At 56.9% G+C, this 25,798-nt stretch carries 17 protein-coding genes; 9 read left to right on the forward strand and 8 right to left on the reverse strand.

The features are described 5' to 3' along the window. Positions 1-36 precede the first annotated feature (36 nt). The 4 genes from rnr to ABD890_RS04335 form a co-directional block, all read right to left on the reverse strand. Entirely contained in the window at positions 37-2,391 is a 2,355-nt protein-coding gene (gene rnr, locus ABD890_RS04320) for a ribonuclease R (protein ID WP_345086236.1), read from the reverse strand. 175 nt (positions 2,392-2,566) lie between these two features. Then, a complete protein-coding gene (locus ABD890_RS04325) occupies positions 2,567-3,655 on the reverse strand; it encodes a glycosyltransferase family protein (protein ID WP_345086238.1) in 1,089 nt (362 codons plus the stop codon). A 182-nt stretch (positions 3,656-3,837) separates the two neighbouring features. Then, positions 3,838-4,743, reverse strand: coding sequence for a UDP-2,3-diacylglucosamine diphosphatase (locus tag ABD890_RS04330; RefSeq protein ID WP_345086240.1), 906 nt, complete (start codon positions 4,741-4,743; stop codon positions 3,838-3,840). Between the two features lie 438 nt (positions 4,744-5,181). Continuing rightward, complete coding sequence (locus ABD890_RS04335; RefSeq protein WP_345086242.1) at positions 5,182-6,150, reverse strand: 3'-5' exoribonuclease YhaM family protein; 969 nt, start codon at positions 6,148-6,150, stop codon at positions 5,182-5,184. A 237-nt stretch (positions 6,151-6,387) separates the two neighbouring features. Between ABD890_RS04335 and proS the strand changes: the two genes are divergently transcribed. Beyond that, complete coding sequence (proS, locus tag ABD890_RS04340) at positions 6,388-7,914, forward strand: proline--tRNA ligase (protein WP_345086244.1); 1,527 nt, start codon at positions 6,388-6,390, stop codon at positions 7,912-7,914. A gap of 88 nt (positions 7,915-8,002) precedes the next feature. Here proS and ABD890_RS04345 read toward each other — a convergent pair whose 3' ends face one another. Next, entirely contained in the window at positions 8,003-9,025 is a 1,023-nt protein-coding gene (locus ABD890_RS04345) for a DUF1559 family PulG-like putative transporter (RefSeq protein ID WP_345086246.1), read from the reverse strand. 566 nt (positions 9,026-9,591) lie between these two features. Here ABD890_RS04345 and ABD890_RS04350 point away from each other — a divergent pair. The 8 genes from ABD890_RS04350 (at position 9,592) to ABD890_RS04385 (ending at position 22,180) form a co-directional block, all read left to right on the forward strand. Further along, the gene (locus ABD890_RS04350; protein ID WP_345086248.1) at positions 9,592-10,941 is read left to right on the forward strand and encodes a porin; all 1,350 of its coding nucleotides are present in this window, start codon (positions 9,592-9,594) and stop codon (positions 10,939-10,941) included. A 130-nt stretch (positions 10,942-11,071) separates the two neighbouring features. Further along, the gene (locus ABD890_RS04355; RefSeq protein ID WP_345086249.1) at positions 11,072-11,608 is read left to right on the forward strand and encodes a DUF4416 family protein; all 537 of its coding nucleotides are present in this window, start codon (positions 11,072-11,074) and stop codon (positions 11,606-11,608) included. 91 nt (positions 11,609-11,699) lie between these two features. Further along, positions 11,700-12,866: an MraY family glycosyltransferase gene (locus tag ABD890_RS04360; protein ID WP_345086251.1), complete on the forward strand. Its 1,167-nt coding sequence runs from the start codon at positions 11,700-11,702 to the stop codon at positions 12,864-12,866. Next, a complete protein-coding gene (locus tag ABD890_RS04365) occupies positions 12,867-15,125 on the forward strand; it encodes an O-antigen ligase family protein (RefSeq protein ID WP_345086253.1) in 2,259 nt (752 codons plus the stop codon). A gap of 53 nt (positions 15,126-15,178) precedes the next feature. Further along, the gene (locus ABD890_RS04370; protein WP_345086255.1) at positions 15,179-16,357 is read left to right on the forward strand and encodes a DUF1573 domain-containing protein; all 1,179 of its coding nucleotides are present in this window, start codon (positions 15,179-15,181) and stop codon (positions 16,355-16,357) included. 170 nt (positions 16,358-16,527) lie between these two features. Continuing rightward, positions 16,528-18,117: a multiheme c-type cytochrome gene (locus ABD890_RS04375; protein ID WP_345086257.1), complete on the forward strand. Its 1,590-nt coding sequence runs from the start codon at positions 16,528-16,530 to the stop codon at positions 18,115-18,117. A 418-nt stretch (positions 18,118-18,535) separates the two neighbouring features. Further along, a complete protein-coding gene (nirB, locus tag ABD890_RS04380; RefSeq protein WP_345086259.1) occupies positions 18,536-21,550 on the forward strand; it encodes a nitrite reductase large subunit NirB in 3,015 nt (1,004 codons plus the stop codon). A 300-nt stretch (positions 21,551-21,850) separates the two neighbouring features. Next, complete coding sequence (locus ABD890_RS04385) at positions 21,851-22,180, forward strand: hypothetical protein (RefSeq protein WP_345086261.1); 330 nt, start codon at positions 21,851-21,853, stop codon at positions 22,178-22,180. 40 nt (positions 22,181-22,220) lie between these two features. On the opposite strand, the gene ABD890_RS04390 is transcribed toward ABD890_RS04385, so the two are convergent. From ABD890_RS04390 to ABD890_RS04400, 3 genes are all read right to left on the reverse strand, one after another. Further along, a complete protein-coding gene (locus ABD890_RS04390; RefSeq protein WP_345086263.1) occupies positions 22,221-22,949 on the reverse strand; it encodes a hypothetical protein in 729 nt (242 codons plus the stop codon). A gap of 196 nt (positions 22,950-23,145) precedes the next feature. After that, positions 23,146-25,170, reverse strand: a complete 2,025-nt coding sequence (locus ABD890_RS04395) for a cytochrome b N-terminal domain-containing protein (RefSeq protein ID WP_345086265.1) — start codon at positions 25,168-25,170, stop codon at positions 23,146-23,148. Further along, a complete protein-coding gene (locus tag ABD890_RS04400) occupies positions 25,167-25,742 on the reverse strand; it encodes a QcrA and Rieske domain-containing protein (RefSeq protein WP_345086267.1) in 576 nt (191 codons plus the stop codon). The genes ABD890_RS04395 and ABD890_RS04400 overlap by 4 nt, the downstream gene beginning before the upstream one ends. Positions 25,743-25,798 lie beyond the last annotated feature (56 nt).

Below are 25,798 nucleotides of genomic sequence, written 5' to 3' on the forward strand. Positions count from 1 at the left end.
GCCGAAGAGCCACAAGAACCGCCACGCCGGGCCGTATTAACGGCCACGACGTTTCGAGCGTTTCTCTTTCTTCGGTCGCGAAGGGGGCGTCCCTTTCTGCGACTTGGTTTGACCTCGACTGCCCCCCTTTTTCGGGCGGCTCGATTGAGTCGAGAGCTTCACGCCAGAGCCTTGCACCTTCGGACGGAACTTGCCGCCCCCCGATTTCCCGCCCAGTGACTTGGCTGGCTGCTTGGTGCTTTGCTGACCAGTTTTCTCGATGAACTGGTAGTCGAGCTCACGTCGATCAAGGTCGACCCGGGCAATCCGCACCGTGATAACATCGCCCAAGCGGAACGAGTTCCCCTCGTGATGCCCCACCAGACTGTGGGTCGTTTGGTCGTAGCGATAGAAGTCGTCGCTCAACGAGTCGATCCGCACCAGGCCATCGGCCGGCACTTCCAGGGACTGGACAAACAGCCCGAACGACTCGACCCCAGTGATCACGGCGTCGACTTCTTCGCCGATTCGTGTGCTCATGTAGGTCAGCAGCTTGATCTTCACCAATTCTCGTTCGGCCTCGGCGGCTCGCTGTTCCCGCTCGCTGCAGTGCTCGCCTTCGATCTGCATCTGACCGAAGTCTTGTGGAGGACGAACCCCTTCTTCAATCAGGTCGAACATCCGGTGAATCGTCAGGTCAGGATACCGGCGAATCGGAGAGGTGAAGTGGCAATAGTTTTCACTTGCCAAGGCGTAGTGCCCGATCTCTTCGGGGCTGTAAATCGCCTTCTGCATGCTGCGCAACACGGCGTAGTTGACGGCGGCCTGTTCGGGCTTGCCCTTCACTTGTTCCAGCACGCGAATAATCTCGAACCGGCTTTCGAGGCTTTCGCACTCGATTCCCAGATCGCGAACGAACTCGGTCAGGTCGGCCAGTTTCTTCGGGTCTGGCGAAGCATGCACACGTCGCAGGAAGAACAGTTCGCGATCGGCCAGGGCCTCGGCGACTGCTTCATTCGCGGCGAGCATGAACTCTTCGATGATCTGATGGCTCTCGGTGTTTTCGACCGTATGGGCACCAGTGACTTGACCATCGCTATTGATGTCGAGCTTCACTTCCGGCATGCTCAATTCCATCGATCCCCGCGTGAATCGACGTTTGCGGAGCATCATGGCCAGTTCGTGCATCCGGCCGACCAGCGAGAAGACTTCCGGCGTGAGCTTTTCTTTCCAAGGCTCGCGATCGGCGAGATACTCGTCGACTTCTTCATACGCGAAGCGGCGTTTGCTGCGGATTGCTCCTTTACAAACGTCCGTCGCGACACGGGCCCCGTCGGGTGTGAACTCGATGATCGCCGTGCGGGTATAACGAACCTTATCCGGCTGCAAACTTGCCAGATTGTTGCTGATCGTTTCCGGCAACATCGGGATCACTTTGTCCGGTAGGTAGACGCTGGTTGCCCGGTTACGAGCTTCCGCATCCAAGGCACTTCCTTCGGGCACAAAGTGCGAGACGTCGGCAATGTGCACGCCGAGAATCCAATGGCCGTTCTCAAGCCGTTCAAGGCTGATCGCGTCGTCGAAGTCGCGGGCATCGATCGGGTCGATGGTGATCACGGTATCGGCCGTAAAGTCACGGCGCCCTTCCGGGATCGATTCGTCGAACAGATCGCCTTGCTGTCGTGCGACCTCCAAGGCATCTTCGGGGAATTCGCGAGGCAAGTCGTACTCGACGATGATCGACAACAGGTCGACGCCTGGCTCGCCGCGTTTGCCCAGCACTTCCACGATGACCGCTTCGCCATCATGGGCGTGGGACGGAAAGCGGACCATTTCGATCACAACTTTGTCTTCCGGCTGGGCGTTCTTTGCCCCGGGATCGCCTACCGAGATTGGCTCGGCGAAAACGCGACCGTCGACCTGAACCAGGGCGAGGCCATGCGTTTCGTAGTAGGTGCCGACGAAACGATGTGTTTCGCGTTCGACGACTTCGACGACTTCACCGCACAGGCGTTGATCGCCCCCAAGTCCGCGTCCCATGTAGGTCCGAATGGCCACCAGGTCACCGGTGGCGGCGTCTTTACCACGACGTGGCGGGATGAAGATGTCGTTATCTCGCCCCTTCGAGGCGGCCGTGAATTGCGGGCGAACGAATCCGAATCCCTTAGCGTTTCGCTGATAGCGTCCCAGGATTCGTTTCTCGCCATCTTCAGCCGATGGCTTTTTGACCAGATGATTGGATCCGTAACGAACCAACCCTTTGCGAATGAGCCGCTTCAGGGCTCGCTTGAATGGCTTTCGATCGTCTTCCGTGATCCCCAGCTTCTTGGCGATAACTTTTGGTTTTACCGGCTGGTAATTCGGTTGATTAACGTGCCCCAGTAACTTTGCTTCGATTTCTTCTATTTCCATATTCCAAATTTACAGCCCGCATCTGTGGCGAGCAATTAGCCGAAACGCCTTCGGGGCGATTTCGATAAAAGTAAAGGTCCCCTCTTTAAGCCCATTTAGGGGCTTTTCGGGTTTCGCCCCGACATCCCAGGCCATGCTTGGGCCCAGGGCGGTCGACGTCCGATGGGGGTGTCTGTTAGACCAACGAGTTCGTCGGCAGATGCTGCCGAATGGCCGCCAAAGCAGGCGGGTTCCCGTTAGTTCGGCCTCGATACTGGGCCAGGTTCTCGCGGAATTTCGAGAGTCCGTCGAGAAACGAAATCAGGTGGGATTTGGCGAACGATTCGATCGCCGTCCACGATCCCACTCCCATTTGCTTCAGGAAGTGAGAGTTGATCATTTGCTCGTGATGCGAAGATTCGGGCAGGGCCAACACCGGCTTGCCCAGATAGATCGCTTCGCCGAGCGATTGGTTGCCTGCGGCGCCGATCAACGCGTCGCAGTTTGTAAAGTCCTCAGTAAATCGTTGTTCGTCAATTTCATGGAAGGTCAAAGGACCATCCGCCGGGCGTTTGCCCAAACCATACACTTTCACCGGTCGATCGCACAGCTTCAGTAGCTCCAGCGTGTCGTCGGTGGTCGCCTTGCGAACGTAAGACAGGATGAAACCAGCTTCCGATGGCTGGGCCCGACAGACGTCAGGGCGGAGCAAGGGGCCAACTTGAACCACATCGTGGAAGCCTGGTCGAAGGTTCGGCGTGAAGAACGACGAGACGACCGTTTGCTGCTTGTCGACATGGTGGGCCCGAACGACCATTCCCATTGCCCAAGCATACCACTGCAAGCTTGGTGGAAGGGAGGTTAAATCGTAAGACACCAAAAAATCTTGATGGTTCAGGCTGACCACCGGAATCCCGCACTTGCGGGCCGCCTTCGGCAGAATCGGCTCGAAGTCCGAAACCACCAGGTCAGGCTGCTCACTCTTTAAGATGGCCGCTGTCTCGCGAACGTTACGCCCCATCCCGCCCAAAAAGTTCAAACCGCGGAAAATCGACTTCGTCAGATCGAGTCGACGCTGCGTGTAATAAAACTTGAGCCCTGGCAAACGACGTACTTCGACCCCCGTCATCTCCGGCGTGTTGTAGATCGGAGCCAGGAAGTCATACGCTTCGTTCGGCGCGAACAATACCAGCTCATGTTCGTGACGAAGATGCTCGGTCATCGTACGAACACGGGCTGCGTGCCCTCGACCTTCACCCGACATGCTGTAGAAAATTTTCGCCATGATTGTTGCGGGACGAATCCCCGTGCGCAAAGGTTTTTCGGCGTGCTCCTCACACCACGCGGCCCTGCGGTGATGGGCCCTGGCAGTGGCGGACCTTGCTAACGATTGGAAGGCTGTCCCTCGTTTTCAGAGACGATGCCTAGCAGGGTCTGCTTCAGTCATCCCGTGACGAAAGCAGACCGTTAATTGTTCTTTTGGCTTGCCAGAGGGACCGCCAATACTGGGGCATCGTCGATACCCCGCAGGTCAACTCCTAAAGCAGCCGCCATCAATTCTTGCCGGCGTCGTTCGACTTCGGCGGGATCTAACGGGATTACCTGGGCTACGTCCCGATTGGTTTCAGGCGGAGCTTCGATAATCTCGTATCGTCCATCTTCGTACTCGAGCAGAGCGGTCGCATTCTCGATCCAGTCGCCGGTGTTGTAGTAGGTCACACCATGCTTCTCGACGACGACCGGCGTGTGAATATGCCCGCAAATCACTCCTTGGCAACCGAGCGACTTGGCGTGCAGCATCAACGTGTCTTCAAAGTCGCTGACAAACTGCACCGCCGATTTCACTTTGCGTTTGATCGAAGCAGCCAGTGGCCAACGGCTCTGGTTGTAGTGCCGTCGCCACCGATTGACTTTCTCGTCGGCCCAGCAGATCGAGTCGTAGAGAAACGATCCGAGCACCGAGACCCACTTGGCTTTCTTTTCGACCTGATCGAACTTGTCGCCATGGGTCACCAGAATGCGGCGACCGCTGGGGCAGTGGTGGATGAACTGATCGGCGATCTCGACGAAATCGAACTTGAAGCGAAAGCTCCGCAGAAAGTCGTCGTGATTGCCAGGCGTGTAGAAGATCTTCGTGCCCGACTGCGACATCTCGAACAGTCGGCTCAGAACCGCGTTGTAAACGGGTTCCCAGTGCCAGCGCTTTCGCAAACGCCAGCCATCGATGAAGTCTCCCACAATGTAGATGTATTGTGGTTCGTGCTGATTCAGCATATCCAAAAAAGGTTCGACCCGAGCATAAGGACAGCCCAGATGCAGATCGCTGAAAAATAGTGTTCTAACCCGATCTCGATTGCGCGACATGGCACCCATGGTGTAACAGGCTCCATCCTGATCGAAGGTCTGATGACTCAGAAGGGCCAACTGTGGGGCCGCGAGACCTGAGGCGATCCTGCCGAAGTCTGCACGGAAGCTTAAGGCAACCTTCTGGAACGTTAGCTGTTATGACACGCACACGTTGAGATGGAGTGAATGAGCCATAAAGGTCTGATAAATCTGGCTCTGGTAATTGAGTGTAGTTCCCGCTTAACGACGCAGAGCAAAAGTTCCGCGGCGTTTCTCGCAAAGACTATGACTGCAAGCACTTAAAACTTGCCATATTTCAACTATGTATTCCGTTTGAGGCCGTCAGGAGGTCAAACCGGGCCTGACAGCCTAAGAAAATGGGCTCAACGAGCCGCCTGGAATCTGCAGAACATCTCAGGTGGAAAACATGTCGTCCGATGCAATCGTAGGCCGGATTGGCCTCGATTAGGCTTCGCCACCCTTGAACAACTTGCGCCCGAACAGCGGGCTGTACGAAGTCCAACGGCTGTCGCTGTTCACGTCGTCTGCCAGCAGGCGATCGAACCCATGCATGTGGGCATCGAGGCTGTCGATGTAGTGCAGGGCCAAGGCTTCGGCCGTCATCGGCACCTTGGGGCTGCCGTATTCCAGCTTGCCATGATGGCTGACCACCATGTGCTTGATACGCAGGGCCAGTTCGTTCGGGAAAGGTTCGCCGCTTAGTTTTTCCGAAGCGCGAACGAGCTGATCGACAATGCTCACACCACTGACCAGGTGACCAATCAGTTGCCCTTCGTCGCTGTAGGCCAGTCCCTTGTCGCTGCTCAATTCGTCGACCTTGCCGATGTCGTGCAGCAGCACGCCGATCACCAACAGGTCTTCGTCGACCTGAGGATAGAACGGCACGATTGCCTTGGCCACCTTGGTCAAGCTGACGACGTGTTCGAGCAGACCACCTTCGTAGGCGTGATGATTCTTGACCGCCGCGGGCGAGGTGCGGAATCGGGCGATTAGGGCTTCATCGATCAGGAAGCATTCCGCCAGATTTCGGAGGTGAATGTTCCGGATGGATCGCAACTGTTCCGACAGCTCTTGCAACAATTCGTCACGTCGCTGCGGGCCGATCTGCATGAAGTCCGACTCGTCGACATCCTTTGCTTCGATTTTTTCGATATGCGAAACGATGACCTGCATCGAGCCGTTGTAATACTGTGAGGTTCCCTGGATTCGGACGTAGTCGCCATCCTCGAACCGCTTATAGACCGAATCGTTGGCGTTCCACATCATCGCATTGACGATGCCGGTCTTGTCGGAGAGTTGCACCTGAAGATAGAGATTGCCTTGGCGGTTAGGCCGCAACTGCTTGCTGGAGGCGATGTAAACTTCGTTGATGCTTTCGTTTTCGCCGAGTTGCGTGACGCTTCGTCGTGCCATCCTCGTTCCTGTCTTCTCTAGTCTTCGCTCTGATTTCTGTTTCGATCACTCCCCCGGAGAGGGATGATGGAGGCGATTCTAGGTTCACCCTGCATTCCCAACAAGGTCCCGCCAAACAGGTTGCACGCAGCCACATCGGGACCTCGGCTGTCCCCACCTTCGAGAATTTTTTAGAATGCGTCTCCTCCTAACCGGAGGATGCGCGCCCTTTTAACGTTTCCGAATATAGGCAGACTCATGGCCAAAGCGCCCCAGAACGCAATCAGCCCGTCCCGAGAGGTCGATTATCCCGAATGGTATCAACAGGTCATCAAGGCCGCTGACCTGGCGGAAGTCTCGCCGGTTCGTGGCTGCATGGTGATTAAGCCGTGGGGCTGGGGTATCTGGGAAAATATGCAGAAAGTCCTCGATGGCATGTTCAAGGACACCGGCCACGAGAACGCCTATTTCCCGCTATTTATTCCTATGAGCTTCCTGGAAAAGGAAGCCGAGCATGTCGAAGGCTTTGCCAAGGAATGTGCCGTCGTCACGCATCACCGCCTGGAACCAGGCCCGGACGGCGGTCTGGTCCCGGCCGGCAAGTTGGACGAACCGCTGATCGTCCGACCTACCAGCGAAACGATCATTGGTGCCATGTACGCCAAATGGGTCCAGTCGTATCGCGATCTGCCGATCCTGATCAATCAGTGGGCGAACGTGGTCCGCTGGGAACTTCGTACGCGGATGTTTCTGCGAACGGCCGAGTTTCTCTGGCAGGAAGGGCACACCGCCCATGCCACCAAGGAAGAGGCCCTGGAAGAGACCCGCAAGATGCTCGAGGTCTACGCCGACTTCGCTGAAAACTACATGGCAATGCCGGTGATCAAGGGCGAAAAGCCGACCTGGGAACGTTTCCCAGGGGCGGACTTGACCGTCAGCATTGAAGCCATGATGCAGGACCGGAAAGCATTGCAGGCCGGCACTTCACATTTCCTGGGTCAGAACTTCTCGAAGGCTCAGGAAATCAAATTCCAATCGGCTGAAGGCACCGAAGAATTCGCCTGGACGACCTCGTGGGGCGTCTCGACTCGTTTGGTGGGCGGCTTGATCATGACCCACAGCGACGACGACGGGCTGGTCATTCCGCCGCGTCTGGCACCGAAGCATATCGTGATCCTGCCAATCTATCGCAACGACGAAGAGAAGGCCGCGGTCCTCGAATACTGTAAGACGCTGGAAGCCAACCTGAAGGCTCAGACGTACGACCAATCGCCGATTCGCGTCATGATCGACGACCGCGATCTGCGGGGTGGTGAGAAGACCTGGTACCACATCAAGCGTGGCGTTCCGGTCCGAGTCGAAGTTGGCCCGCGCGACGTTGCCTCAGGCAGCGTATTTGTCGGCCGCCGCGATCAGACTCCGAAGGAAAAGCAGGGCATCCCGGTCGACAAGTTCGTCGCCGAGATCGCTTCGATGCTGACCGAAATGCAAGACAACTTATTCGAGAAGGCCAAGAAGCTGCGCGAGGACAACACGCGCACGATCGACAGCGTCGACGAGTTGAAGAAGTGGTTCACGCCGAAGAGCAAGAACGCCGAGAAGCCAGAGATCCACGGCGGCTTTGCCATGGTGCACTGTGCCGATGTGCCGGAGGTGGAAGAAGAGCTGAAGAAGCTGAAGCTGACGGCTCGCTGCATCCCGGTCGATGCCCCGGAAGAGCCAGGCAAGTGCCTCTTCACCGGTCAGGACGTAACGCGTCGCATGGTGATCGCCAAAGCCTACTAAGGGCTTTGGTTCTCGACTGACAAGAAACAAAAACGGGTGCGATAAGTCGCACCCGTTTTTTTGTTGGTTATGTGTTGTTGATCGGCGACTAGAAGGCCGATTCGTCCAGGACGGTGCCGTCCGACATAGCGGAAAGCTGCATCCAGACGTTGTTGTCGATGGTCAGGGTCAGCGACTTCACCGAGCCGTCGCCCATAACAACCTGTTCGACGTTGTGAGGCGTGCAGGCACTACGTTCCAGGCTGTTGATTGGCTGGCCCGAGATGTAGGTCGGAGCAAACAGCTTGGAAGGAGGAATCGTGCCGCCAGGCTTGTAGCCGTCATCGTCTGTGGTAGTGGTCGTGGTGTAGCTGCTGGTTGGGTAGACGCCAATCAGAGCCGAACGAGCGTTGCCCGAAGTGATGAACGCAGGCTCACCCGAGTTGGTGTTCGTTAAATTACCACCAGTGAAACCAGCAGCGGTGACTTCACCAACCAAAACCGTGTTGGACAAACCGTCCTTCACCTTGGCCAGGTTTGTGGCGAAGTCTGGACGGAAGATGCCGCCCAGATCAACCTTCTGGTCGTGATAGTTTGGGCTGGAAGTGGTGTCGAAGAATGCAGGGCGAGCGGTGCCACCGGAAACCGACGTCGATACACCGCTGTTCCATTGCTGCTGGGCCAAACCCGACAGGTAACCTTCCGAACCGGCGTAGTTGGAAATCCCGATGTTGCCGGTTGCGGCAGCGTTGCCCGTTTCTGGATCGGATGGGCAAACCAGGATATCGAGCTGCGTGGTCAAAAACGTTTGGCCAGCGGCGGATGTCGTGAAGTCGAGATTCTCGTACAGGTTACCCTGTTCCAGCTCTGGGAGAATCTTCGAGACCCAGGTGAAATAGTTGGGATCGACAGCGACTGGCAAGGTTTGCTTCTGCGTCGAGAAGTTTGCCAGGGCGAGACCGATGTTCTTCAGGTTGTTCTGGCACTGGGCACGACGGGCAGCTTCACGAGCGGCCTGGACTGCTGGCAGGGTCAATCCGACCAAGATGCCAATGATGGCAATCACCACTAACAATTCAACAAGCGTAAAACCGCGACGCGCAACACGAGCGCGAGAAACATAACTGTTCATTTCGAATAGACCTTCCGGGCGAGTCGTGAGCCGGCACAAGACAAGGAGAGGCTAGAAAGCTGGCTGCATTCCATTTGTTATTGGATTGTTACCCAATCATTCCCAAAACTCAAGTGATTTGTCGACTTAGGATCCCCTCCGTTGACTTTTCGGCGAAATCGAACCTCCTTACCCCACCATTGACGTGGCATTTAGGCCCAAAAACGAGCCAGTAGCGTGCCAGATGGCAAACCAGTGAATCTAGGTTGACTTTTTGGATATCGCAAAGATGTCGGGGCAAATATAGCGAACTCAATTTCCGCGCCGGCTGTATCGATAAACCAACTAAACCTGGACTAGCTGCGAGACGCTACGCAAGCCGTTTCGTGCCTCTTGGCGGCGATAGATCCTTCGGTTTTGCCCTGACCGGCAAGCGACCGCTGGGATCAAAAAAGAGGAACGAAGGGGGAAGCGTAAGTTTTTTACCCGCCCCGAATGGACACGGGCGTTTAGGCAACCGAGCGGCGGGTTGGGTAATTCGCGTTTTGGACGCTCACGAATTCCTGGGAATTGGAGGGAGTTTTACGATGAAAATGGATTGGAAGGCCGCCATGTTGGCAGCCGCAATGATGGTCGGCGGTTCGACCGTCGCTTCGGCTCAGGAAGCTGGTTACTACGGTGCCAGCCAAGTGAGCTATAACGCAATCGCATCGGATTGCGGATGTGCAGCCGATTCCACCGTCTGCGGTGACGCTCTGACGTGTGGCTCGGATGTTGGTGGTTGCTACAGCGATTGCTGCTGTGGTGGCATGGACTGGTTCGGTTGCTGTGAACACGGCGATCCCTGGACTCTGTTCGGTGAAAACGATTGTGGCGTGACGATTGGTGGTTGGATTTCGGGTGGTTACTACGGTAACTTCCGCGGCGTCAACACCAACAACGGTAACGCTCCTGTCGCTTTCCGTCAGATCTCGAACGCTCCAACCGTCAATCAAGTTTGGTTGTACGCTGAAAAGACCGCTGACGCTGAAACCTACTGCTTCGACCTCGGTTACCGAGTCGACGCTGTTTGGGGTGCTGACGGTCCTGACACCCAGGCTTTCGGTTACGGCGATCGTTACCGCTGGGACAACCGTTGGAACACTGCTGAAACCGGTGCTGGCGAAGCCCTCTACGGTTCGGCTATTCCACAGGCTTACCTGACCGCTGCTTGGGGCGACTGGGAAGTTAAGGTCGGTCACTTCTACACCATCATTGGTTACGAAGTCGTTACCGCTCCGGACAACTTCTTCACCTCGTACGCCTACACGATGAACTACGGCGAACCGTTCACCCACGGCGGTGTGCTCGCTACCTACAGTGGTATCGAAAACACCACGGTCTGGGGCGGTTACGTTCAAGGCTGGGACACGGCATTCGACAACTGGGAAGGTCAAGCGACGTTCCTGGGTGGTATCAGCCGTGACATCTCGGACAGCACCACCATCACTTGGGCGGTCAACGCCGGTGACTGGGGCAAGACCAACGGTGGCAACATCTACATGAACAGCTTCGTGCTGACTCATGACATTGGTTGTGGCTACAGCTACGTCTTCCAGCACGACTTGGGTGTTCAGTCCAACTTGGGTGCTGCTGAAAACGCTTACTGGTACGGTGTCAATCAGTACCTGTTCAAGGAAATCAACGACTGCTGGTCGGCTGGTATCCGTGCTGAATGGTTCTGTGACGAAGACGGTACCCGTGTCGGTTACGGCCCAGGTAGCTACTACGCCACGACCGTTGGTTTGAACTGGAAGCCAACCGCAAACATCACCGTTCGTCCTGAAGTTCGCTTCGAGAAGTTCGACGGCATCTATGGCAACGCTCAGACGCCATACGCCGAAGGCACTCACGACGACTGTGTGTTCTACGGTTTCGACGCCATCTTCACCTTCTAAGAAGGTGTAGACCAGTCGAAAGACGCATAAGAGAGGCCGCGGGTGGCAACATCCGCGGCCTCTTTTTTTCTTGTACACTGATCCGAATCTCGCCCCTCAGATCGCGCCGCCCCCTCGGAAGGAAACTATTTTGGGAGACATCTCGGAGCCTCGCCTGGTCTTGCCGATCGTCGCCGCCTTCAGCCGCTATCCCGAAGCACTCGCTTGGGGTCGCCAGGAAGCCGAAGCGATGTGGGGCCCGATCGCCTTGGAAAGCGATCCCTTTCTGCTGACCGAGACCACCTACTACGACGAAGAAATGGGACCTGGCCAGCGGAAACAGTTCTGGGCCTTCGCCCCGATTCGCTCTCCGGAAGAATTGCCCGCCTGGAAACACCAGTCCAACGCGTGTGAAGCGCGTTACGCGGATCTGCAGCAGTGGCCAGAGGCAAGGCCGCTGAATCTCGATCCCGGTTACATTTCCGAAGCAAAGCTCGTGCTGGCCACGACCAAAGATCGTGATCACCGCATTTATCTTCGCGATGGCATCTACGCCGAGGTCACTTTGCATTACCGGCGAAAGGCCTGGACTTCGTGGCCATGGACTTATCCCGACTATCAGCGAGCCGAGTATCACGCCTTCCTTGACCGTTGCCGTCAGTACCTTCGAGAGCAACTGGCTCGATAGAACCGAATTGCGGGACTACGATTTGCCTTCCTTTGGAATAGAATGGACGTTTCCCTATTCCGTCAGCTTCTCGATTCCGTAGGAAACATTCGTGGTGTGGAGCCCCAGCGTTGCGTTGGCATTTGTGGTCGCGGCTATCTTGCCGGGACTCATTATTTCGCTGATCACCACCTCTCTCGTTCGCCGCTGGGCCCCGCGACTTGGCCTGGTCGATCTTCCGAATGAACGGAAAGTTCACATTACGCCCACACCTTTGGGTGGCGGCATTGGTATCTGGACCGGCCTCGTCGTTCCGTTCGCCATCGCTCAACTGATCGTCTGGTATGCGACTCAGCACCCTGATGTCACCTTCAGCACACCGATTCTGCAGAAGGCTTGGGACTTTGCTCAGCCTCATTTGGCCGGCTATCAAGCCAAAGCGATGTCGCTTTGGACGCTACTGACGCTGGCCACGGTGTTGGCAGTCGTTGGACTTTTGGACGATTTGACCGGACTTGGCTGGAAAATTCGCCTCGCGGTGCAGTTTGCTGTCGCTTCGATCGTGGTCTGGTTTCTCGATTGGAAGCTCAGCTTCTTTCTCGATATTCCTCTGCTGCCCGATATTGTCACGCTGTTTTGGATTGTCGCGTTGATCAATTCGTTCAACATGCTCGACAACATGGATGGCCTCTCGGCCGGGATCGCCGGCATCGGTTCGTTCATGCTTGCTTCGGTTTTGCTGCTCGCTCCAGATCCAGCTACCGCCGGTCCTCAACTTTTTGTGGGAGGATTTTTGCTGGTGCTGACCGGGTCGATTCTTGGCTTTCTCTATCACAACCGGCCACCAGCCAAGATTTTTATGGGGGACGCGGGCAGTTATTTGATCGGATTTTGCATGGCCGTCATGACAATCCTGGCGACCTTTGGCAGTTATGAGGACAACCGGCAACATGCCATCCTCGCGCCGCTTTGCATTCTGGCGGTTCCGCTCTACGACTTGATCACGGTCCTTTACATTCGCCTGCGAGAAGGTCGTAGTCCGTTCCAGGCCGACAAATGCCATTTCTCGCACCGTCTGGTCGAGATGGGCTTTTCCAAAACCAGCGCTGTTTTGGTGATCTATTTGTTGACGATGACCTGCGGCCTGGGTGCGATGCTGCTGCATCAAGTCGATCGTGTAGGTGCCGTGCTGGTGCTGATGTTAGTGTTTTGCGTGCTGTGCCTGATCGCGCTGATCGAGCGAGCCGCCCGCCGCAAAGATCGGAATCGAGCCGAGTAAATGGCCAGCAAGAACAAACGAGACCGACGTTCCCAACCGGAAGAGCAAAGTTCGACGCTGTTGCGTGACCTGGTCGGCGGCGGGATCGCGTTGTTGGCGGTCGTGACACCGCTGGTTTCCAGCGAAGGCTCTCCGGAACGAGGCGCCGAACTTTGGTTGGCGGTTGCCTGGTGCTTGTTGCTGCTGCTGTGGGGTGTGACCGCGCTGGCGAAACCGAAGCTGGAAATCCGTTGGGGTCTGCCGGAATGGTGCCTGGCCGGGTTTCTCACCTGGCTCGCTCTTTCGACCTGGTTCGTGGCCGGAGAAGGGAACCTGCGGGCAGCGTTCAACAACTTCTGGGATTACGCCCATCTGCTGATCGCGTACTTCTTGATCCGCCAATGGGTCGTTACCGATGCCCAGCGTCACGCGTTGCTGACCGTCATGATCTGCCTCGCTGCGTTTGTTTCGGCGTACGCCCTCTATCAGTATCAGGTCTTGCTGCCGGCCCAACAGGCCGCCTATCGCGCCAACCCCAAACAAATCTTGCTCGACAACGGCATCGATCCGACGCCAGGCAATCCGGTTCGACAGTTGTTTGAGAACCGCGTGCTCAACAGTTCCGAGCCAACCGCCACCTTCACGCTGACCAACTCGTTGGCCGGTTTTCTCGTGCCATGGCTGTTGCTTTCGATCGGTTGGCTGAAGAACGCCTTCGGCGACGGCCCCGACTGGAAACGGATTGGCGGACTGACGCTGGTCGTTGTGCTGGCAGGGATCTGCTTACTCCTCACGAAAAGTCGAACCGCCTGGCTGGCGACGATTTTCGGTCTGATGCTGATCGGGTTCTATGGATCGGGAATCGGCAAACGGGTTTCGTGGATGGTTCCTACGATTGGCCTGACCGCCTTCCTCGGACTGTTCATGGTTGGCTTCGTTACCGGCGTGCTGGATGTCGAAGTGCTGAGCGAAGCCCCGAAGTCAGTTCTGTATCGACTGCAATACTGGCAGGGTGCCGCCGCGATCATCGCTCACAATCCGATCTTTGGTTGTGGTCTGGGGAACTTCCAGGGCTACTATCCGCAGTTCATGCTGCCGATGGCCAGCGAGACGGTCGCCGATCCGCACAACTTCGTCTTTGAAATCTGGGCGATGGCCGGCACGCCTGCGATTGCGTTGCTGCTGGCTGCGATGGTTTGCTGGTCGATGCGGTTGGCGAAGAACGTCGAACCCACTGAAGCAGAACCAGCCAAGCCCGCCGAAGACACGCCTTCTGCGAAACCCATCTGGATCGGTGCCGCGATTGCACCATTCATCGCGCCGCTGTTGCAGATGATCATGCAAGAGATGACGCCTGATTTCACGATGGTGCTGGTCGGCATTGTTCCGGCAGCGATCGTCGGCCTGGCGCTGCAAGGCGCACCGATCATTCGCGATCAACGACTCTGGCTGACAATCGCTTTAGCGGCACTGCTAATCGATTTGTTGGCCGCCGGTGGAATCGGCTTCCCGAGCGTGGCGGGCTCGCTGTTTCTGTTGGCCGCGGTCGCCTCTCCTTCGCAACAAACGGTGGAAGTCGAAGACTGGCGTTTCAAATTGCTGCCAATGGGCTGCGGGCTCGTCGGCTTGATGATCGTTATCCTGTGGGGGATTCAACCATCGACCGGTCGCAAGACGCAGATTTCGCTGGCGAACATGGCTTCGCGCCGCGGCGACTGGCGCGAGATGGAACAACGGGCCAAGTTGGCATCGGCCGCTGACCTGTGGAGCAAAGAAGGCCCGGCCATGGAGGCCAATATTTACTTCGAGGGCTGGGCGAACAATGTCGATGCTCCGCTACCGGTTCGGCAGCCGCTACTCGATGCGTTTGAATTGTCGCTCGACGAAACGTTCCGAAGAGCAGGGCGCTACTTCCCGCTCCATTTCTCGGCCGGCAACTGGTATCTCGATATCTATCGCCAGTCAAACGATCCGAATCACCTGCTCAAAGGGATCGATCACTATCGGGAAGCAGTCCGGCTGTACCCCAACCGCGCGATTCATCATGCCCAACTCGCTTGGGCGTTGCATCTAGCTGGTTTGAGGGAGGAAAGTGTCGCCGAGGCGGAGGAAGCCCTTCGTCTGGATGATTTGAATCCCCATGCCGAACGAAGATTGGAAGATCGCCTGAAAATCCACGACCCAGGACCGTTTTCCGGCATCGAAAACCAGCCGGCGGCCCCTGATGCTGAAATTTACGCCAAACAAGTCATGGAAAATTTGCGTACAATGGGAGGGTAGCGATTCGCCTCTCATTTCCCCCCCTCGCTTCAATTCTTATCGACGAATACGCCATGAAACCAATTGCCGTCCTTCTGGTTTGTCTCCTGGTGGGCTCGATGGCAGGCTTTGCCGTCGCCTATCGCGATGCCAACATGCCCAATCACTTCGGACCGGTTACCGATCCGGAACTGGCCTGGAAATCGATTCCCATCACGCAAGATGCCCCAAAGGTTTCTGTCGAAGGTGGCACGATCCACAAGTTCGGTCGTATGGAACTGAACTCGGTCGGCGAGCACACCTTTGTGGTGAAGAACGAAGGCAATGCTCCTTTGGAACTGACCATGGAGGGCACGACCTGCAAGTGCACCATGGCCGATATGAAAGAAGGGGACACGCTGGTGGTGAAGCCCGGCGATACCACCGAGATCAAACTGGAATGGCGTCCGAAGGCGTACCAGGAAGACTTCGCCCAGACCGCCCGTATCGGCACGAACGATCCTCGCCAGTCGCTGTTAGAACTGCGGATCACCGGCGATGTGGTTCAGGCCATCGTCCTCGATCCTCAGGAAATTCGCTTCACCAATCTGTCGGCCGGCGAATCGCGAACCGCTTCGACCAAGGTCCTGAGCTTCAAAGAACCTAAGTTCGAGATGACCAACCTGCGAGTGACCGGCGACAAGTCGGAACTGCTCACCGTGACCAGCCGCCCACTCTCGAAAGAAGAGCTGCAAGAAACCGACGGCGCGATGGCTGGCTATATGATCGATGTCGAAGTGAAGCCAGGCCTGCCGCTGGGCAACAACCATCACACGATCATCGCCGACACCACCAGCGAGTTCGCCCCGGTGCTCGAGCTGAGCGTCAACACGTACATCGTTGGTGACATTTCGGTAATCGCCGTTAAGAAATACGACCGCGAGAAAGCGGTGCTCTACCTCAACAAGCTGAAGCAGCACGACGGCCTGAAGACCAAGCTGTTTCTGATTGTGAAAGGGTCGCATCGCAACGATGTGAAGATCGCCCTCAAAGAAACTTCTCCTTCCTACCTGAAGGTGGATGTGGGTGAGCCAGAATCGATCAACGACGGAAGTGTGCAGAAATTTCCGGTCTCGATCGAAGTCCCGGCCGACGCACCTCCCGGCAATTACCTGGGGCCAGATCGCGAGAATCTTGGAAAAATCGAGCTATCCGTGGAAGGTCATCCCGAGATCGAAGAGGTCAATATTGGTGTTTACTTCTCTGTCGAGTAGATTCACCGTTGCCTTGAGAGCACTCAATTGCTGACCTCCTGCAGACTGGGGGTTAGCTATCGTTTGACATTCCCCTCACCCCCAACGGTCGCATGCGTATCCATTCTCGCCGCTTCGCTTTCTGCCCGATGATTGCCACCCTCTCGCTAGCAGCCTGGGTGGGATGTGGAATGGAACCGGCGAAAACCACGCAGGCCCCGCCAGCGACTTCACCATCTGCGCAGTCGCCAGCGGTCGAGGTCGCCGACAGTAGCCCCGCGACCGTCAACTTCGCTGACGCAAAGCCGATTCCGTCCGATTCGACCGACAAGCCCGTCGGCCAAATCCAACAAGTCGCCATGCATGCCGAGTTGGAAGAGAAGGAGGAGGGAGGAGCCAACGTTCCTCGCCGAGAACTGTTCGAGGGCTGGCCCAAGCCAGAACTGGCACTCTTTCTGACCGGCCAGCAGCACGGTTACATCGAACCTTGTGGATGCACCGGCCTGACCAATCAAAAAGGGGGACTGATGCGTCGGCAGACGTTCCTCAATCAATTGCGGAAAGACAAAGGATGGGACGTTGTTGCTTTGGACGTCGGTAACCAGGTCCGCCGCTTCGGTCGCCAGGCAGAAATCAAATTCCAAACGACCGCCAACGGTTTGAACCAGATGGACTACGAAGCCATCAGCTTCGGTCCTGATGACTTACGTTTGTCGGTCGACGAAGTCTTCGCCGCCGTTGCCTCCGACGACCCAGACAACATCAAGTACGTTTCGAGCAACGCCAGCCTGCTCGGCTTCACGCCGAAGTATCGCATCGTCGAAGCTGGCGGCGTGAAGATCGGCATCACCGGGGTCTTGGGCTCCAAAGAACAGCAACGCGTCTCGAACGCCGAAGTTGAAATGGGTGACCCCATGGAAGAACTGAAGGCGAGCTGGGAAGCGTTGAAGGCGGAGAACTGCCAGCTTTACGTGCTATTGGCTGAAGCTTCGCTCGATGAAAGCCGCAAGTTTGCCCAGGCATTCCCAGGCTTCCAGATCGTCGTTACCGCCGGCGGAGCAGGGGAGCCTACTCTGCGTCCCGAAGTTGTCGCCGGAACCAATACCCAGATGATTCAAGTCGGCACCAAAGGCATGTATGTCGGTGTGGTCGGCTTCTTCAACGATCCCCAGAACCCGATCCGCTACGAACGCGTCGCCCTCGATTCGCGTTTTGCTGACTCGGACGAAATGCTTCGTTTGTTGGCCGCTTATCAAAAGCAGTTGGAAACCCTTGGCTTCGATGGCCTAGGCATCCGCGCTCAGCCCCATCCATCTGGTCACACCTATGTCGGCTCAGATACGTGCGCTGACTGCCATAGCGAAGCCTACGAAGTCTGGAAGAACTCGCGTCATAGCCACGCGACCGACTCGCTCGTTCATCCGCCCGAACGTTTCCAGGTTTCGCGTCACTTCGATCCCGAATGCCTGGCGTGTCACGTAGTTGGTTGGAACCAAGAGCTCTATCAGCCTTATCAGTCTGGCTACCTCAGCATCCAGGAAACTCCTTTGATGCAGAACGTCGGCTGCGAGAACTGCCACGGTCCAGGTTCGGCCCACGTTGCCTCACAGAATGGCGAAGGGGGCTTCACCGCCCAGCAAGCAGCCGAACTGGTCGAGCAAATGAAGCTGCCGCTGAGCAAGGCTCGTGATACCTGCTTGAAATGTCACGACCTCGACAACAGTCCCGACTTCCACGTAAACGGTGCGTTCGATAAGTACTGGGAAGAGATCAAGCACTAAGCTCCCCGATCTCGGTCCATACTGCATCGCATATCTATTCATTTCAGTCGATCGACCAGGGAATTGTCTTAGCCCTGGCTGGGGCAGGGCATACCAATCGCCAGGGATTAACCCTGGGCGAAATGTCGACATAGGCATGGGCTCAGAGCGCCCTCGAATCGCCTGGAAGCTGCGAACAGGCCTCGCATTTATCTGCCTGCCTGCGCAGCACACTCCGATTCTCCCACCGATCATTTCGTCGCCATTCGCGGTCTAATTCGGCTCACATTTCTGATAGGTTCGCGCAACTCGTTGTTCACTGCGAAGTTGCGCATACCCCAAAATTGACAAAAGATTCCCCTTCTTCTCTGGGCACGGTGCTTGCGAAGAGCTTGTTGGCGAACTGCGCAAGTCCACTCAACAGAGGAATCGGAAGCTCATGGTGACAGACGACCCACAAACCATCGTGGTAATTGGCAACGGCATGGTTGGGCATCGCTTTGTCGAGAAGCTGGTCGAGTTCGATCAGGCCCGGCAGTACAAGATTGTCACGTTTTGTGAAGAGCCTCGCGCTGCGTACGATCGCGTCGGACTGACATCCTTCTTCGCCCATCGCGACGCCGAGAAGCTGATGATCGCGCGGCTGGAGTGGTACCAAGAGCATGGCGTCGAGATTCACCTCGGCGATCGCGCCGGCAAGATCGACCGCGAGAACCAAATCGTCACGTCCGACAAAGGGGTGCAAATTCATTACGACTACGTCGTGATCGCGACCGGTTCGTACCCGTTCGTTCCGCCGGTTGAAGGGATCAATAAGCATGGTGTTTATGTCTATCGCACCATCGAAGACCTCGAGAAGATCATCAACCACGGCAAGACCGCCCAGAACTGCGCGGTGATCGGCGGCGGTCTGCTCGGTCTGGAAGCCGCCAAGGCTGCCTTCGACTTGGGGATGAAGACCCACGTAATCGAGTTCGCTCCCCGTTTGATGCCTCGCCAGGTCGACGATCGCGGCTCGAAGCTGTTGATTCAGAAGATTGAAGACCTGGGCGTCGACGTGCACTTGAACAAAGGAACCAAAGAAGTCCAAGGCGATGGCAAAGTCGAACGGATGGTCTTCACCGATGACTCGACCCTCGACGTCGACATGATCATCGTCTCGGCTGGTATTCGTCCGCGTGACGAAGTGGCCCGGGATGCTGGGATCGATGTCGGCCCGCGTGGCGGGATCTCGGTCGACGATCATCTTCGCACGTCCGATCCCAAGGTGTTCGCGATTGGCGAGGTCGCGCTGCACTCCGGCATGATCTACGGACTGGTGGCTCCTGGCTACGAGATGGCCGAGATCGTTGCCGCCAATCTCTGTGGAGAAGATCGCCAGTTCGCCGGAACCGATCTTTCGACCAAGCTGAAGCTGATGGGGGTCGATGTCGCCAGCTTCGGCAACTACGAAGCGAGCGACGACATCAGCACCTCGATGGTGATCGAAGACCCATTCCAGGGATCGTACAAAAAGCTGCTCTTCAGCAAGGATGGCAAGACTTTGCTCGGCGGCATTCTGGTGGGTGATGCGTCCGAGTACGGCACGCTTTCGATCTTCGCCAAAAGTGGTGATCCGTTGCCTTGCTCGCCGAGTGAATTGATGGGCACCAGCGGCGATGGCGGCGGAGCGGCAGCCCTGGGTGGGGCAGCTTCGATGCCGGATAGCGCCCAGATTTGCTCGTGCAATAATGTCACCAAGGGGCAAATCTGTGCGGCCATTCGCGACAACGACCTGATGACCCCAGCCGAAGTCAAGAAGTGTACTTCAGCCGGGGGCGGTTGTGGTGGCTGCATGCCGCTGGTGACCGACATCCTTTCGGCCGAACTGGCAGCCGCAGGCAAATCGCTCAGCAAAGACCTGTGCGAACACTTCGCCTATTCGCGTCAGGAATTGTTCGAGATCGTCAAAATCAAAGAGATCAAATCGTTCGAAGAATTGCTCGCTTCGCACGGTAAAGGGGATGGCTGCGAAACCTGCAAACCAGCGGTTGCTTCGATCCTGGCTTCGCTCTGGAACGACCATATCCTGGAGACATCCCACAAGACGCTGCAAGACACGAACGACCGCTTTCTGGCGAACATCCAGCGCGACGCCACCTACAGCGTCGTTCCGCGTGTTGCCGGTGGCGAGATCACTCCGGACAAGCTAATTGTCCTGGGCGAAGTCGCTAAGAAGTACAATTTGTACACGAAGATCACCGGCGGCCAGCGTGTCGACTTGTTCGGGGCCAAAGTGCAAGACTTGCCCGACATCTGGTCTGAACTGATCGACGCCGGGTTTGAAAGCGGCCATGCCTATGGCAAAGCGGTCCGTACCGTGAAGAGCTGCGTCGGCAGTACCTGGTGCCGCTACGGCGTGGGCGATTCGGTTGGCTTCGCCATTCGGATCGAAAACCGTTACCGCGGGATCCGGGCCCCGCACAAACTAAAATTCGCCGTCAGTGGCTGCGTCCGGGAATGTGCCGAGGCCCAAGGCAAAGACGTCGGTCTGATCGCGACCGAGAACGGATACAACTTGTATGTCTGCGGCAATGGCGGTGCCAATCCACGGCATGCCGACTTGCTGGTCGCCGATATCGACGAAGAAACGGCCGTCAAATACATGGACCGTTTTTTGATGTACTACATTATGACCGCCGACAAGCTGACGCGAACGAGCGTCTGGCTCGAGAAGATGGAAGGGGGCCTCCATCATATTCGCGACGTGGTGATCAACGACTCGCTCGGCATCTGCGACGAACTGGAATCGCGGATGCAGATGCTGGTCGATACCTACCAATGTGAATGGAAGTCGGTCGTTGAAGATCCGGAAAAGCGAGCCTTCTTCAAACAGTTCGTCAACACCGACGAATCGGAACCAGGTATCGAGATTATCACCGAACGTGACCAGCAGCGACCTGCCGATTGGCCGGAAGGGAATGTCTCGTTGGTCGAATTGAAGGGACTCGACGGTCAGGTCATCTCGCACGAACCAGCTCCCGAAGAGACGCTCAGTTGGGTTCCGATGGGGATGGAGACCGACTTCCCGGTCAATGGTGGCGCGGCAGTGAAATATGGCGACGTTCAGATTGCCATTTTCCGAGCGACCACGCACAGCGACTGGTATGCCTGCCAGAACATGTGCCCGCATAAGAACGCGTTTGTCTTGTCGCGCGGCATCATTGGCGACGCCGCAGGGGTGCCGAAGGTGGCCTGTCCGCTGCACAAGAAGTCGTTCTCGCTGGAAACGGGCGAGTGTCTGACCGGCGAAGAATTCAAGCTACAGGTCTTCCCAGTGAAGCTCGACAACGGGCAAGTCTTCGTGCAGTTGCCACCGCAAGAAACCTTGAACGCCACCCTGGCTACGAAGCTCCACTGCATTTCAGCGTGCGATGCACCAAAGAGCCGCCAGATGGCATTTGTCGCGAGTTGAGGGGAGCTTTAGCGACAATCGCAAGAGACAGATGGGAACATCGCAGCGATCGTGAGCGTTGCGACTCGATTCGTACCGTACCCCATCTGTCTCTTGCCTTTTCGCGTCGATCAAACGTGATCCCGGATCCACTACCGTCAAACGATTTTCATTGCGAGCCACCATCGCTGACGCTACGCTGGGGCAACCAGTTTGCTTTTTCTCGGTTCGCAAGGGAACGTGATGGCAACCTCTCCATGCCGCAACTGCGGAGCGCTCGTCAGGCGTTCGGATCACTTCTGCCAAGAGTGCGGAGTGACGATGCCTTATCGTCGCCGCACCAGAATGACTTTTGGCTACGAATACAAATCGAAGGCCACACTGTTCGGGCTGCCGCTGGTACACATTTCATTCAAGTACCGCGCGAACCGCACGCCGGTGGTCGCGAACGGTGTGATCGCGATCGGGCAGTTTGGCTTCGGAGTGATTACCATCGCCCAATTTGGCGTCGGCATTGTAACGATCGGGCAGGCCACACTGGCGACCTTTACCATCGCCCAAGCAACCCTCGCCGCGTATGCGATCTGCCAGTTCGGAATCGTGTTCCAAGGGTACGGGCAGAGACTTCTGAAGCTCGACACGTTTCTTTAGCCGTCCGTAATCTTGCGAGCGTGAAGCGTGAAGCTTCGTTCTAAGAGAGTCGTCGCGTTTCGTTCAGACGGCGACGCAGTTGGTTCAAACGCTCTTCCGACTGAACTAGTCGCTCGTTCGTGGCCGGGGCAGGGGAGCTCGGCAGTTCGGGAATCGAACCGAGCGAGTGCCGACTGTTGTTGGCGATCTCGCGAATGCCGCCTAACTGATTCTGCACGTCTGCCAGCCACTTCTGCGTTTCGGCCTGACGACCGGAAGCTTCCTGGAAGAACAAACATGCCGCCAAGGCCATGCAGCCCAGCGAAACCACGGCGATCGGGAAGCCAATATTAAAGAGTTCCGGGCGACGCGTGACGACGCTCCAGACAATCAGAAAACAGCCACAGACCAGCAGCATGACGCCGCCTGCCAGGCTGATCGATGCTAACCAGGGAAAGCCATTGTCCGGCTTCACTTCCGGCAACTCGTCTCGCAGGGCTGGTTCGGGTCGTGGACGTGACGCCGAACGCAGCTCTGGCAAATCATCGAAATGGGCTGGCTCTTCAAACCGCTGCACAAGACGGTCAATCCGTCCCAGCGTGGTTTGCATGCGATGCGTATCGAGGCGAAGTCCCGGTAATGGTTCCGCCGACGCTGCAGCAGGACGCTTGACGTGAGACGTCTCTGCCGAAGAATCGAGCCGCGTCTGGCACTTCGCGCAGACAAGCACCGAATGCTCGCGAGGCGAGGCAATTCCAGCGACCTGAGTCTGACAACGAGGGCACCACATCTGCTAGCTACTTTCGAACAAGATCGAGTTATGTTTCTTTCCTTATCGGCTGCGGGATGCCTTCGGATTGAACCGATCTGGCGAAATAGGGAAAATATCAGGGGGTGCCTCGCTCGTTCCGCGCACAAAGAGAGGCGAGCCCCAAGGAAGAAACTCGCCTCGTAAGTGCTGTATCAAACGCGTCTTAGAACGAATCTTACGAAGTCGGCGCCGCGACATCCGCCTCGGGCGATGGCTCTTCGTATTCGGCACCTGCCGGGGCCGGCTGCGGTTCGTACCAGTCGGTACGCAGCCAGTCGACGATGATCTCGAGGTCTCGTCTTGCGATGCGATTCGAGACTTCGTTGTGCGGATCTTCGTTGAATGCCGGCATCCGGTCGTTGTTGTCGCCGTAGAACCGTGCCGCCGACGGATTACTGATGAAGTCCATCAACCACTGCCGCGAACCAAATCCATTCAGATCGACCGCGTCGCCATAATCACTCTCGGCGTCGTAGTTGTGACACATCGCACAGTGGTCTTCGCTGGCCAGCAGTTCGTTACCTCGGGCAATCTTGTCGGGGCCAAGTTCCGCTTCCGATTCGATCCCGCTTTGAGCCGCCAATGCCGCGACGATCGCCGCCAGGTCTTCGTCCGACCATTCGTCCTTGTCCGACATCGTTTCGGTCACGTAGCCTGCCATCTCGCCTTCCAGGTGCGACGTTCCGCCGAAGAAGTGGAAGCTGTTGATCGGCACCACTTCGATTTCCTTCGGATCGTTCGACTGCTGCGGGCCAAGTTTGCCGGCTCGCTCTTCATCTTTGCGAACGATCTCGGCTTCCATGCGAACGGGGTTCGGCGTGAGGAATGCCTTCACCCACTTCGACGTGCCGAAGCCATACAGGTTGGGTCCTGAGACCGGAGCCGGCGGCACCAGCCCTTCGCCACGCAGTGAATCAAACGGCAACAACTCGGCCACTGGATTGTAGGCATGACAGCTATTGCAATTGGCGGCAAACAACACCGGGCCTTGCGTCTTCGGATCGTTTCGCATCAACGATACGGCTCCCGTTTCCGGAATGCCCGACGGAGCTTGGACCAACTGGATCGCGCGGATCGCGTTCCGTTCTGCTTCTTCGGTCGCGAGGTGATACGACTCGTTGGCTCGGTCTTCCTGGATCGCGACGAAGCTCAAGAAGCCAGCGCCGCCCAATAGGGCCACGATCAAGGCGATGTTGAAACCATGCCCGATCTTCCAGTTGCCAACGAGCGGCATCAGAAACAACGAGATCATGATGACGACCGGAATCACGATTGCGCCATAGATTTCCGCTTCGCCGGGGAAGTACTTCAGAAACTGAAACAGGAACAAGAAGTACCACTCGGGTCGAGCCGCCGAGAAGGGTGTCGACGGGTCGGCAGGGGCACCAAGCTCTGCGCCGAGGTGGGCTTCGATCGGCAAGCCAGAGTGATCTTCGCCGGCGAAGAAGTAGCCTCGTAACACGAAGAACATTACCACGACCATCACCGCCAGACACGCGACCGCGTCCTTCAAGACCTGGTCAGGCCAAAAGTAAGCAGCGGGACGTTTATCGGCACCAACGGCGGTCACACCATGCCGACGAAACAGCACCATATGCAGGAACAGAACGCCGATCAGGGCCGCTGGTAACACGCCGGCATGCAAGGCGAAGAACCTGGTTAGGGTGGCGTGACCATAGTCGGTTCCTCCGACCACGATCTTCTGCACATCGTCCCCGATCCAAGGTAGCAAGCCGGCTAGGTTTGTTGCGACACGGGTCGCCCAGAAACCTTTCTGGTCCCACGGCAACAAGTAACCGGTCAGCGAGAGCCCAAGCACAATCTGCATCAAGATCAGCCCGGTCCAGAAGTTGAATTCACGCGGCGCGCGATACGCTCCGTCGATCACCACTTGCAGAAAATGCAGAGCCAGCAGCACGATCATCATCTGGGCCATGAAGTGATGGATCCCGCGCAGCATCCAGCCTCCCTGCATCTCGTACTGAATGAAGTAGACGCTCTCCCACGCTCCCTTCGCATTCGGACTGTACGAAGCCCATAGGAAGATGCCGGTAATCAGCTGCACCATGAAGGCGAACACCAGCGTGCTGCCCCAAACATAGCGCCAGCGCGAACCGCCAGGGATGTTCTCGTAGAGTGCTTCGTTGACGGCGTGACGAATGCCAGTTCGGTTGTCGATCCAATCGATCAGCGTTTTCATTGAATCGGCTCTTTCTCTGGATGTCCCGCTTTGAAGTTCTTGAACTCAACCCACACTTCTCCCTTGGCCAGTTTCTGCTGGTCGACCTCGAGCGTGTCGAGGTTCCTGGGACTCGGGCAGGTCTCTGGTTCCAACCGTTCGCCATCCGGCTTAAAGTCGCTGCGGTGGCAAGGGCACTGGAACAAGCCTCCGTCGCCAGCTTCGCGATTGAAGTCGACAAAGCAACCGGCATGGGGACAAACGGCGTTGATCGCCTCGACGGTCGACTCGCCAGGCAGACGTCGCAGATAGATCGCGCCGATCGGCTGGTTGGGATAGACATTCCAGGCATCCCGCTGCGTAGCTATCACGGGATATCTTCTTGGAAAACCATCGTCGGGAATGGCATCGAGAGCCGCGATCTTGCGGAACTCTCCCTTGTCACCTTTCCGAAAGATCGGGTCGAGCAGCGTCGCCAGACCGGCACCAAAGGGGATTACACCGACCAGACCACCAATGACCACAGCGGCCGCTTTCGAGAAGAAGCCGCGTCGATCCTCTTGAGGTGGAATCGATTCCATATTCTTCGCCATAGATTGTGAAACTCCGTGAGCGATCTTCGCCCGCGTGGTGACTTAACAGAACGTTC

This window comes from Bremerella cremea (assembly GCF_039541315.1).
GTDB classification, from domain to species: Bacteria; Planctomycetota; Planctomycetia; order Pirellulales; family Pirellulaceae; genus Bremerella; species Bremerella cremea.